Here is a 12,251-nt window from a genome sequence, read left to right as displayed (position 1 = left end):
CGTAATTAGCAGCAGCACCGATCCTGGTTCCGCCAATGCGCTCCGGGCATTTTCTGCAGGAGCTATCGGGGTCATCGGCAAACCTCAAATGTCATCGGTTGAGGCTATGCAGGACTTCTGTACCGAACTCGTCGAGCGAATAAAAGTCGTGTCGATCGCCAAACTTGCTTTGCCAGCCCAGGTCCTTCGCGAGGGAAAGACGGCGCCCGTGAATGATGGGCTCAAGATTTCTCAGCAGATCATTGCCTTCGCAGCGTCCACGGGCGGCACCGAAGCGCTGAAGCAGGTCCTGAGTGAGTTGCCGCGAGGCATGCCCGGCATTGTCATCGTGCAGCATATGCCACGCTTTTTCACGCAGGCGTTTGCCTCCAGCCTGAATCATATTTGCCGCATGCACGTGAAGGAAGCGGAAGATGGGGATAAGATTCAGCCTGGGGTCGCCTTGCTCGCCCCAGGAGATTTTCATATGGAAGTCATCAGGAAGGGCGGTGAACACGTCGTACGTCTGCACCAGGCGCCCCCTCTTCATGGTGTACGGCCGGCCGCCGACTTCTTGCTCAAGTCGGTGGCGGAACATTGTGGATCCGCTGCAATTGGCCTTATCCTGACAGGAATGGGCAAAGACGGAGCGGCTGGTCTTCTGGCCATGCGTGAGGCCGGGGCAAAAACCATCGTCCAGGATGAAGCGAGCTCGATCGTGTTTGGGATGCCGAAAGCCGCCATTGATCAGGGGGCCGCGCAGTATGTGGTGTCACTCAATAAAATTGCGCCTACTCTTCTTCAGCAGCTGGAACAGGGCTAACGATCTTCTTCAGCAGCTGGAACAGGGCTAAGGACCCGCCCCTGTCTCAGTGATGCAAAACCTGAGCGATAAAAGCCCGCGTGCGTTCCGATTTCGGATGCGTGAAAAATTCCTGCGGCGCACCCTCTTCGATGATCTCGCCCTGATCCATAAAGATAACCCGGTCCGCCACCTGGCGGGCAAAGCCCATCTCATGGGTCACGCACACCATGGTCATACCGCTGCCGGCCAGTTCCACCATCACATCAAGCACTTCCTTGATCATCTCAGGATCCAGTGCCGACGTGGGCTCATCAAACAGCATGATACGAGGATTCATACACAGCGCCCGGGCGATGGCCACGCGCTGCTGCTGCCCGCCTGACAACTGCGAAGGATATTTATGCGCCTGATCCGGAATCTTGACCCGGTGCAGATACTCCATCGCTTGAGCGTCGATTTCCTTTTTCGGGCGACCTTGGACCCAGATCGGTGCCAGCGAAAGATTTTCAAGGACCGTGAGGTGCGGGAATAAATTAAACTGCTGAAATACCATTCCCACCTGGCGCCGCACGCTTTCAATGGACTTCGGCGCATCATCCAGGCGAATGCCATCGACGGTAATTTCCCCTTGGTCATGTGCTTCGAGGCGGTTGATACACCGGATCAAAGTGGATTTGCCTGAACCCGAGGGTCCGCAGATCACCAGCTTTTCACCGGCCTTGACCTGAAGGTTGACGCCCTTGAGGGCATGAAAATCACCAAACCATTTATGAACAGCATTCAACTGCAGCATCGATCCTGTCTCCTTTAACGAGCCTGCTCCAGGCGTTTTTCGAGTCGCATACTGGTCCGCGACATGGAAAAGCAGAACAGCCAAAACACCAGGCCGGCAAACACATAGCCTTCCATCGCAAAGCCCATCCATTCCGGATCCGTGCTGGCCGCCTGAACCATCCCGAGCAGATCAAACATACCGATGATCAACACGAGGCTCGTATCTTTGAATAAACTGATAAAGGTGTTCACGATCCCGGGGATGACCAGTCGCAGCGCCTGCGGCAGGACCACCAGGGCCGTACTCTGCCAGTAACCAAAACCAAGCGCGGATGCGGCTTCATGCTGGCCTTTCGGAACGGCCTGCAGCCCGGCGCGCACAACTTCAGCCATGTAAGCGCTGGTGAAGAGGACAACTCCGACAAGGCAACGGAGCAGCTTGTCAAACTCAACGCCCGGAGGCAAAAGGAAAGGCAGCATGACCGAAGCCATGAAAAGCACCGTGATGAGTGGGACACCGCGCCAGAGTTCAATAAACGTAACGGTCAGCAGGCGCAAAAGGGGCAACGACGAGCGGCGCCCCAAGGCCAGCAGAATGCCGAGTGGCAACGAGAGCGAAATACCAATGGCCGAAATCAAGAGCGTGAGCATCAGCCCACCCCAACGCGAGGTTTCGACCAGGGGCAAACCCCAGAACCCGCCTTGCAAAATAAACCAGCTGCTCACAGGCAAGAGCACCAGCAGAATCGGTATAATCAATTTCCGTGCGGGGAACCTGGTCCACCGAAGCGGTACAAATCCCAGCAGCCAAAGCCCCGTCACCACCATCGGTCGCCAACGCTCACTCTTCTCATAGAATCCAAAGATAAACTGATCAAAGCGTTCCCGTACAAACAGCCAGCACGCGCCTTCGCCGGTGCACGCGCTCCGATCATTGCCGGTAAATTGCGCTTTGAAAAACAGCCAGTCGAAGACCGGCCACGCAAGATAGATGAGGCCAAGCACGAGAAGACCTGTGATCAGGAGCTGCAGCGGCGATTTTTTGGCAAAACGGGACCATGCCGTAAGCGAGGTCGCCATGCGTTCAACTCCTCTGACCCAAATAATGCAAAGTTTTTCTTTGATAACGATTCATGACCGCACTGATGCTCAGGCTTAAAACCAGATACACCAGCATCACCATCGCCATGATTTCCACAGCCTGACCGGTGATATTGATGGCAGTTCCGGAGAACACCAGCACAAGGTCCGGGAAAGCAATCGCCGCGGCGAGCGAGGAATTTTTAACAAGGTTCAGGTACTGCGATGTCAAAGGCGGCAGGATAACCCGCAAAGCCTGAGGCAGGATGATCAAGCGCATGCTGTTCCATCGCGATAACCCAAGGGCCTGCGCCGCTTCCATTTGTCCCTTTTGAACGGACAGAATCCCGGCTCTTACGATTTCGGCGACAAAGGCCGCTGTGTAAAGACTGAGCGCCACCACCAGCGAAACGAATTCGGGAATCAGCTGCAGACCCCCACTGAAATTAAATCCCTGGAGCTCAGGCCAGCTGATGTCCCAGCTTTGGCCAAGGAACAGCAAAGTCACGAGAGGAAAAAGCAATGGCAGGGCATAAGGCACCGGATACCAGGCAGGAAAACGTCCCCGTTCCACCCGCTGCCGATCCGCAGCCTGACGGGCGAAGTGCCCCAGGGCAAGGCCGACCACCAGAGCCAATGCAATATAAACTGCCGCGACAGGCTCCACCGGGAAAGGAATTGAGAGGCCGCGATTATTCAAATACGCAAAACCAAAAAACTCCAGACTGTCCCGCGGCCCAGGCAGGTTCCGCAGTACGGCGAAATACCAAAAAAACAGCTGGAGCAGCAGCGGGATATTGCGCAGCGTCTCCACATAAGTCGTACCGAGAAGGCGAATGATGGGGTTGGACGACAGTCGGGCCAGAGCCACGATCAATCCGATGATCGTGGCCATCACAACACCGATCAGGGAGACGAGCAGCGTATTCAAGAGGGCGATGATAAAGACCTGACCAAAGGTCGTCGTCTGATCATAAGGTAAAAGATGAAAGGCCAGATCAAACCCAGCCGGCTGGCTGAGAAAGCCAAAACCGGACGCGATTCCCCGCGCCTCCAGGTTCAGGGCCGTATTGCGAATGAGGATGCCGATCAGACCTGCGACCACCACCAGGGCCAAAGCCTGCAAAAGCAGGCTACGCCAACGCATTTTTTTTGCAGCGACTTGAGCCATGCAGCGACCGATCAGCGGAAGGGCATGGAGTACTGCAGACCACCATCACGCCAAAGGGCATTCTGTCCGCGCGCAATTTTCAACGGCGTATCCTTGCCAAGGTTGCGCTCGAATATTTCCTGGTAACTGCCCACCTGCTTGATCACTTGCAAAGCCCAATCGGGCTTCAATCCCAGGTTCTTGCCGATATCACCTTCAAGCCCCATGAGGCGGCGCACTGCGGGATTGGTATTGGCTTTTTGCTGTTCGATCGTGGCAGCTGTCAGCTTCAGTTCCTCGGCCTCGATCATGGCATAGAGAGTCCAGCGGACAATGTCGGCCCATCGGTTGTCGCCGTGACGAACCCCAGGTCCCAGGGGTTCCTTGGAAATAATTTCAGGCAGGATCACATGATCCTCGGGTTTTTTCATGCGTGTGCGATCTGCGTACAGACCCGACTGATCGGAACTCATCACATCACAACGACCCGCATCGTAAGCGGCGACGACCTCATCATTCTTCTCAAAAGCCACCAGCTTATAGGTCATCTTCTGCGAACGGAAATAGTCAGCAAGATTGAGTTCCGTGGTGGTTCCCAGATTGACACAGACCGTGGCCCCGTTCAGTTCCTTAAGACCTTTCAGATTCAATTTTTTCGGGGCCATGAATCCTTGGCCGTCATAATAAAGCACGCCAGGAAAATCCACTGCCAGGGAACTATCCCGCACAATGGTCCACGAGGTGTTGCGCGATAAAAGGTCAATTTCGCCCGACTGCAGGGCCGTGAAACGTTCCTTGGCGGAAAGCGAAGTGTACTTCACCTTGTTCGCGTCGCCCAGGGTCGCCGCGGCCACGCCACGACAAAAATCGACGTCGATGCCACGCCACTGGCCGGCTTTGTCAGGACTGGAAAAGCCTGCCAGTCCCTGGCTCACGCCACACTTGAGAAAGCCGCGTTTCCTGACCTCATCCAACGTGTCCGCATGCAGCCAGCTGCTGTACATTAGAACCGAGAGTCCGCATATACTGGGCCAAAAGGATTTCATTCACTATCCTCCTTGTCGTATTCCGTTTCATTAAGTTGCAGTCTTATAACACAAGCCCCGCCCCAGGCAAACCATGAGCTAAGGCCGGCATTTCCAGCGGGCCTTGCCCCTCAGGGCTATATCGGTTAAGTTCGAGTGACATTTTTTCCGGCCTGAAAGTGCCCATACGAGCTGACAGGGAGCAGGTTTCGAGCATGACACAATTACAAAACTCCATGTTCTACGACATCCTCTTTCCCGCGGATGAAGAGGACGGCCAAAGCCATAGCCAGTTGTTCCTGCAAAAGGTCCTTCGCCATCATCTCGCCGGTGATTGCCTGGTTCGGGATTCGACCCTGGTCATCTTCGACTTTGAAACCACCGGCCTGGACTCACTGCGTGACCGCATCATCGAGGTGGGGGCCATTAAATATCAAAACGGGCAACGTGTCGCTGATTTTTCCACGCTGATCAAACCCGATATTCCACTGCCCGAGGTGGCCAGTCGCATCACCGGGATCACGAGCGAGATGCTCGAAAATCAGCCATCCATTGAAGATGTGCTGCCCTCTTTTCTCCAGTTTATTGATCGGTCGCTTCTGGTGGCCCACAATGCCGAGTTCGATATGGCCTTTCTTAAGAATGCCTGCCATCGACTCGGGTATCAGATTGAGTGGTCGTGTTTCTGTACATTGAAACTAGCCCGGCAGCTGCTGCCGGATCTGGAATCCAAAAATCTTGATAGTTTGGCACAGCACTATGGCCTCAGCTTCGCGGCCCGTCACCGGTCCATCGGTGACTGCGAGGTGACCGGCGCTGTGCTGCAATCTCTGCTGCTCGGCGAGGGGGCCGGACTGCAGCAATGGAAGGATTTTTCCGCCTTCCAAGTCGCGTGATACGTGGGGGTCTATGCGCATCTCATCCAAGGTCGATCGGAACAGTGAACAATTCCAGGCGAACACAGCTTATCATCAGAAGCTGACGCAGGAATTGAACGCCCGCCTGGAAGAAGTCCAGCTCGGCGGCGGCACGCAGGTCATCGAAGGCCTGCGAAAACAGGGTAAATTACCGGCCCGTGAACGCATTCAAAAGCTGGTCGATCCCGGCTCCGAATTTTTGGAACTCTCGTCACTGGCGGGTCATGAACTTTATGATTCACCCGTTCCATCGGGCGGCATTGTCACCGGCATCGGCATGATTCAGGGTCGGCCCTGTATGATCGTCGCGAACGATGCGTCGGTCAAAGGCGGGACGTATTTTCCGATTACCGTAAAAAAACATCTGCGGGCCCAGGAAATCGCCGCGCAGAATCATCTGCCCTGTATCTATCTAGTGGATTCGGGTGGCGCATTTTTGCCGATGCAGGATGAAGTCTTTCCCGATAAGGACGACTTCGGCCGTATCTTTTATAATCAGGCGCGCATGAGCAGCCTCGGCATTCAGCAGATCAGTTCCGTGCACGGTTTTTGTACGGCAGGCGGGGCTTATATCCCGGCGATGTCCGATCAAAGCGTCATCGTAAAAGGGACGGGAACCATTTTCCTCGCCGGCCCGCCTTTAGTCAAAGCTGCAACCGGTGAAGAAGTCACGGCCGAAGAATTGGGCGGCGCCAAGGTTCACACCTCCGTCAGCGGTGTGGCCGATCACATGGCGGAAAATGATGATCACGCGCTGCAAATCGTGCGTCAAATCGTAAAGTATCTCGGCAAAACCGCTAGTTCCCCCGTTAAACTCGAAACACCTGAAGAGCCGCACTATGATCCCGAGGAAATGCTCGGCGTGGTGCCCATGGATGCGCGCAAAGCCTATGATATTCGGGAAGTCATCGCTCGCGTCGTCGATGGTTCGCGCCTCTTCGAATTCAAACCCAACTATGGGACGACCCTGATCACGGGTTTTGCCCATATCTGCGGCATTCCGGTTGGCATCATTGCCAATAATGGTGTGCTCTTTTCCGAAAGCGCTCTGAAGGGCACGCACTTTATTGAACTCTGCACGCAGGAACGTATACCGCTCCTGTTCCTGCAGAACATCACCGGCTTTATCGTTGGTAAAAAATACGAACACGGTGGCATTGCCAAGGACGGCGCGAAACTCGTGCATGCAGTGGCCAATGCCAATGTTCCCAAAGTGACCTGTGTGGTCGGTGGCAGTTTTGGGGCTGGCAACTACGGGATGTGTGGTCGTGCCTATGAACCACGCTATCTCTTTATGTGGCCGAATGCCCGCATCTCGGTCATGGGTGGCGAGCAGGCCGCCGATGTTCTGGCTACGGTCAAGGTTCAGCAGTTGGCCAAACAGGGCAAGTCGCTGTCACCGGAGGATCTGGCCGCCATTCGCGAACCGATTTTGAAAAAATATGAGCGCGAGAGCTCCGCCTATTATTCCAGCGCCCGGCTTTGGGATGATGGTGTGATTGACCCGCGCAAAACCCGGCAGGTTCTGGCCATGGCTTTGGCCAGCACGCTGCACCACAACTGGGAGAAGACGGTTAACGGCGTCTTCCGCATGTAAAGCTCAAGACAATTCTCAAGAGGGGCATCACATTATGAGTCAGAAGAAAGTCATACGAATCGGCAATGCGGGAGGCTATTGGGGTGACGATCCCAACGCTTTGGAGCGCCAGGTCCAAGGCGGACGCCTGGATTACATCAGCATGGATTTCCTTGCTGAGATCACCATGTCCATCCTGCAAAAACAGCGGTCCACTGATCCCGAGATGGGTTATGCCAAGGATTTTCTCGGCATGCTCAAGGGCGTTCTGCCCAAACTGATGGCCGATAAAACCACTGTGATCACCAACGCGGGTGGTGTCAATCCACAAAGCTGTGCCCGTGCGATCGCGAAGCTTGCCGCTGAACTGGGCCTGCAACCCAGGATCGCCATCGTCTACGGCGACGATATTCTGCCCGATATTAAGGATCTGCAGTCCAAAGGCTGCAAATTCGCCAATATGGAAAACGGCGAGGATTTCGCCACGGTGCAGAATAAAATCCAGGCCGCGAATATTTATTTCGGTGCGGCCCCTGTGGTCGAGGCTCTGAAATGGAATCCTGATATCATAGTCACCGGTCGCGTGACCGATACCGGCATCACCATAGCCGCGATGATCCATGAGTTTAACTGGAAGCTGAACGACTGGGATCGCCTCGCCAGCGGCATCGTCGCCGGTCACATTATTGAATGCGGTTCACAATCGACGGGTGGCAATTTCTCGGATTGGGAAAAAGTGCCAAGCTTCGACAACATTGGATATCCCATTGTTGAAGTCAATGAAGATGGCAGCTTCGTCGTCACCAAACATGTCGGCAGCGGTGGAATGGTGACGGTGGATACCGTCCGTGAACAGCTCTTCTACGAAATGGGGCATCCCGAAGCCTATATCACCCCGGATGTGGTGGCGAATTTCAGCAGTATCCAGTTGGCTCAGGATGGTCAGGACCGGGTCCGCGTCTTCGGTGTCAAAGGCTTTGAGCCCACGCCTCTTTATAAAGTTTCGATGGCCTATGAAGATGGCTATAAATCCATCGGCTCCATCATGATCTCGGGTCCGAACGCCCGGCGCAAGGCTGAAGCCTTTTCAGAAATCTTCTGGAAGCGCTGTCCTGGGCCCTTTATTGAAACGCTGACTGAATACGTCGGCTTCAATGCCTGCCATCGTTCGTTGATTCATCGCGATGATGGCAATGAAATCCTGCTGCGTTTGGGCGCTCGCGCGACCGATGAAAAAGATCTGCGACTCTTCGGCAAAATGATTCCATCGCTGATCCTGAGCGGGCCCCCTGGCGTCGCTGTGATCGGCGGTGTGCCCAAGGCCCAGAAGGTCATGAGCTACTGGCCGGCGCTGATGCCTAAGGATATCGTGCATCCGCGGATCGCCCTTTATGAAAAGGGAGAAATCACCAGTGAAAAAACCGTCACGACAACGCCGGTGGGACACTATGCCCCGACCGAAGCCAAGGCTCAGGTCGCATCCAAGGCATCCAAACCCATTGCGGACGTTATCAAGGAATACCAAGGTGAACAGCTTCAGCCCTTGAGCCGTATCTGCCTCGCGCGCAGCGGTGATAAAGGAGATATGGCCAACATCGGAGTCATGGCGCGCAGCCAGGCGGCTTATGAGTTTTTGGATAAATACCTGACCGCCCAACGCGTGAAGGATCTCTTCCAGGAACTTTGCCATGGCACCGTTACAAGGCACAGTCTGCCCAACATGCAAGGCTTTAACTTCCTTTTGGATCAGGCCTTGGGCGGTGGGGGAACCATGACACTTCGCATTGATGCCCAGGGTAAAACCTTTGCTCAGGGTTTGATTGCGCAGCGCGTGGCTCTTCCGCAGAATCTTTTGTCCTAAGGAAGCTGAGATGTCTATCCAACGTGTTTTTATCGCCAACCGTGGGGAAATCGCTCGGCGTATTGCCCTCGGCGCGCGCACTCTTGGTATTGAATCGGCCGCCATTTATAGCGGCGACGCGCCTCCGGCTTTTCTGGAAGGCCTCGTCCATCGCTTTATCAAAGTTCCGGAAGAAAATCCGGCTCTTTATCTGAACGCTGAGCTGATGGTGCAGTTCGCTCAGCAAAGTGAATGCGATGCCGTGCATCCGGGTTTTGGTTTTCTGTCCGAGAACGCTCGCTTCGCCAGCCTTGTCGAAGACGCAGGACTGACCTGGGTAGGACCGACCGCGCGCTCCATTTCTGAAATGGCTTCCAAAGCCGAAGCTCGTGACATTGCCAAGGCGCATCAGGTACCGGTGGTCCCCGGTATTGAACGCTTGCCGATTCATGAAGATGGCAGCCACTTGAAACTGGTCCGGGATTTTGCCAGGCAACATGGTTTCCCCATCCTTTTGAAAGCCGCCATGGGCGGCGGCGGCAAAGGGATGCGCGTGGTTCGCGCCGAAGAGGAATTTGAGGAAGCCATCCGTCGTGCGCAGTCGGAAGCCATCAATGCCTTTGGTGATGGCGCGCTGATTGTGGAACGTTACCTGGAATATCCTCGTCACGTGGAAGTGCAAATCTTTGGCGACAGCCACGGCCACGTGGTGGCCCTGGGTGATCGGGATTGTTCCGTGCAGCGGCGCCATCAAAAAATTATTGAAGAGGCCCCAGCCCCGGGTCTGAGCGCCGACACAAGGGCCCGCATGCACGAGTCCGCGATCCGCCTCGCCAAGGCTGTCAGCTACCGTTCTGCAGGAACGGTGGAATTTCTGGTCGATTGGTCGCCTGAACAGCGCACCAAAGCCGAGCAGCAATTTTATTTCCTCGAAATGAATACGCGGCTGCAGGTGGAACATCCTGTGACCGAACAGATCTTCAACGAAGACCTTGTTGCCTGGCAGTTCCGCGTGGCCAACGGGGAAACGATTAAGGACCGCATTCATCAGACACCGACCGGCCACAGCATTGAGCTGCGCCTGTATGCGGAAGATACCAGAAATAAATTTCTCCCTGCTCCCGGTCCGGTGCATGGCTTCCTGCCGTTCCACGGACCGGGCATCCGTTGGGAAGTCGGCATTGATGCCATCGACGAAGTCACGTCCCGCTTTGATCCCATGATCGCAAAACTCGTGGCCACGGGAGCCGATCGGACGCAGGCGATTCAACGCTTAATTCAAAGCCTGACGCACACGGTGCTGGCCATTCCCACCAGTAATGTCCCATTTCTGCTCGCGGTCTTGCATCACAAAGCCTTCGCGGAATCCATTCCCACCACGCGCTTTATCGATGAGCACCTGACGGAAATCACGGAATGGTTGGATAGCAGGATCCAAAAGCAGCAAAAGACGGCGGAACGTATTCTGCAGAAGATTGAACAAAGGGATAAGCCAGCGTCGCAGCATACGCCCGGCATTTCCGAGCTGACACGTGATATCTTCCAAAAGGAATCCCGACTGGCTGATGTGGACATGTATCTGCCGTATGTTCAACAGGTCTCGGTGCCTCATCGCTTTCGCAATAGACAGGCGGTCCTGGGTCGTGGGCTTATTTTTGAACAGGGGCATCGGCAGAGTTTTTGCTTCTGCCAAGCCAGATACCAGGGGCATCGCCTGACCTGGGTGAGCCTGGATGGTTTACCCTATTGGCGCGAGGAAAGACCCGATGACGTCCTGGCTTCGGGCCGCTCCTCCGCACAAAGTGCTGACATTTGCGCCCCCGTGCCAGGAAAAGTTGTGAAAGTTCTGGTAAAAACAGGTGATAATGTTAAAGAGCGGCAGATCGTTGCCATTCTTGAATCCATGAAAATGGAATTCGAAGTGCAAGCCAGTCGTTCAGGGACTATCGATGAAGTCCTTGTGGCAACAGGTCAACAGGTTCAGGTTGATGAACTGCTTGCCCGGTGGCGTGTTGCGGCTCCGTAAGTCCGGAATTCGCTCCGCGCTGGACAATCCACGCGGAACAAGACATTATGACATTATTGTTCGCGCAGGAATCAGGCTCTTTCGAGAGAACTCAATGGGAAAGGAGGCCCCATGCCATTTCAAACTTTCATGACCGAGTCAGGCTTCAAGGTGCTGGCCATGGCACGACTCGGTTCATGTGAATACAGTATTTGCCTCTATCTTCTGAATTGTGCTGTGTCCAACATGCACGAACTGATTACGACCGAAAAGGAATTCGCGTCGCTGGTCGGGGAGCAGGAGGAAGTTCTTCATGCGGCCATGCAAAATCTTATCGATCGCAATATCGTGCATGTAAAAGTGCATGACTCAGGGCAGCCCAAAGGCCGTCAATCCCTGCGAATTGGCTTGCAGTATAACATTCATCTGTGGCAGTTGAATTTCGACAAGGATGTGACGAGTCACGATGCGGTGCTCTTCCCCTTCAAGCGCGAAAGCAACGTCCGTTATCTGCATGATCGTGAACATCAAAGCGACATCACCCCCACCATCAAGCATCCCCTGCCGACCTGGAAACGCATTTTGGAAGCGTTTATGGAAGGCCGCGATGATGTCAACGATCAGGAAATTCTCAACGCCGAACGCGATGCCAAGATTCTGGTCGACACTCATCCCGTGGATCAAGTGCTGATCGTCGTTCGTCACTTTGGAACGCGGATTCCCACCTTGAGCCTTCTGGCCAGTGCCTGGCATCACTACCAGACCCTGTTCGAGGAAGAGACGGAAAAGGTTGATATCCTCGAAGCCCGGCATAAGCACATTGAACTCGATCATCGCTTGCGTGATTCGGTGGAACTGCTTCTGCAACAAAAACAGGAAAAGAACCTCAGTGATGAAGAGATCGGCGTTCTTGAAATGCTGTTCAATCATCGGCATCCGCGTCGCCAGCTTTTCTGGGCTTATCAATCGCGAGGTCGTTATCCGCACCTTACGGAATTCTTTGCTCAGAACAGCTTCCTGATGCTTCCGGTGACGTCTTCGGGTACCATTTTTAAGAAAAAGCCCCATCAGGATTAGACCGCCAGGGTTCCGCCCTGGTT

Annotated in this window: 10 protein-coding genes; 6 read left to right on the top strand and 4 right to left on the bottom strand. The window is 54.6% G+C overall.

Annotated elements, in window-relative coordinates; translation table 11 throughout:
* Positions 1 to 802 (top strand): chemotaxis protein CheB (locus VE954_RS20935; protein WP_324956382.1); only part of this gene is annotated, 802 nt, incomplete at its 5' end.
* 46 nt (positions 803 to 848) lie between these two features.
* Here the strand turns inward: VE954_RS20935 and VE954_RS20930 are convergent.
* The 4 genes from VE954_RS20930 to VE954_RS20915 are packed head-to-tail and all read right to left on the bottom strand — an operon-like array spanning position 849 to position 4,834.
* Positions 849 to 1,577: an amino acid ABC transporter ATP-binding protein gene (locus VE954_RS20930; protein WP_324956380.1), complete on the bottom strand. Its 729-nt coding sequence runs from the start codon at positions 1,575 to 1,577 to the stop codon at positions 849 to 851.
* A gap of 14 nt (positions 1,578 to 1,591) precedes the next feature.
* A complete protein-coding gene (locus tag VE954_RS20925; RefSeq protein WP_324956378.1) occupies positions 1,592 to 2,638 on the bottom strand; it encodes an amino acid ABC transporter permease in 1,047 nt (348 codons plus the stop codon).
* 4 nt (positions 2,639 to 2,642) lie between these two features.
* A complete protein-coding gene (locus VE954_RS20920) occupies positions 2,643 to 3,785 on the bottom strand; it encodes an ABC transporter permease subunit (protein WP_324956377.1) in 1,143 nt (380 codons plus the stop codon).
* A gap of 35 nt (positions 3,786 to 3,820) precedes the next feature.
* Complete coding sequence (locus VE954_RS20915) at positions 3,821 to 4,834, bottom strand: amino acid ABC transporter substrate-binding protein (protein ID WP_324956375.1); 1,014 nt, start codon at positions 4,832 to 4,834, stop codon at positions 3,821 to 3,823.
* A gap of 194 nt (positions 4,835 to 5,028) precedes the next feature.
* Here VE954_RS20915 and VE954_RS20910 point away from each other — a divergent pair, with 194 nt between their 5' ends.
* The 5 genes from VE954_RS20910 (at position 5,029) to VE954_RS20890 (ending at position 12,228) form a co-directional block, all read left to right on the top strand.
* Entirely contained in the window at positions 5,029 to 5,709 is a 681-nt protein-coding gene (locus VE954_RS20910; RefSeq protein WP_324956374.1) for a 3'-5' exonuclease, read from the top strand.
* Positions 5,710 to 5,722: 13 nt separating this feature from the next.
* A complete protein-coding gene (locus VE954_RS20905) occupies positions 5,723 to 7,327 on the top strand; it encodes a carboxyl transferase domain-containing protein (protein WP_324956372.1) in 1,605 nt (534 codons plus the stop codon).
* 34 nt (positions 7,328 to 7,361) lie between these two features.
* Positions 7,362 to 9,167 (top strand): acyclic terpene utilization AtuA family protein, encoded by a 1,806-nt coding sequence (locus VE954_RS20900; protein WP_324956370.1) that lies wholly within the window; start codon positions 7,362 to 7,364, stop codon positions 9,165 to 9,167.
* 10 nt (positions 9,168 to 9,177) lie between these two features.
* Positions 9,178 to 11,172 carry an acetyl/propionyl/methylcrotonyl-CoA carboxylase subunit alpha gene (locus VE954_RS20895; RefSeq protein WP_324956368.1) on the top strand — a complete coding sequence of 665 codons (1,995 nt, stop codon included), beginning with the start codon at positions 9,178 to 9,180 and terminating at the stop codon, positions 11,170 to 11,172.
* Between the two features lie 111 nt (positions 11,173 to 11,283).
* Complete coding sequence (locus tag VE954_RS20890) at positions 11,284 to 12,228, top strand: hypothetical protein (protein WP_324956366.1); 945 nt, start codon at positions 11,284 to 11,286, stop codon at positions 12,226 to 12,228.
* Positions 12,229 to 12,251: the final 23 nt, after the last annotated feature.

The organism is Oligoflexus sp. (genome assembly GCF_035638955.1).
GTDB lineage: Bacteria > Bdellovibrionota_B > Oligoflexia > Oligoflexales > Oligoflexaceae > Oligoflexus.
The sequence above is the reverse complement of the archived record's forward strand: the minus strand, read 5'-3'. Positions and strand labels throughout refer to the sequence as shown.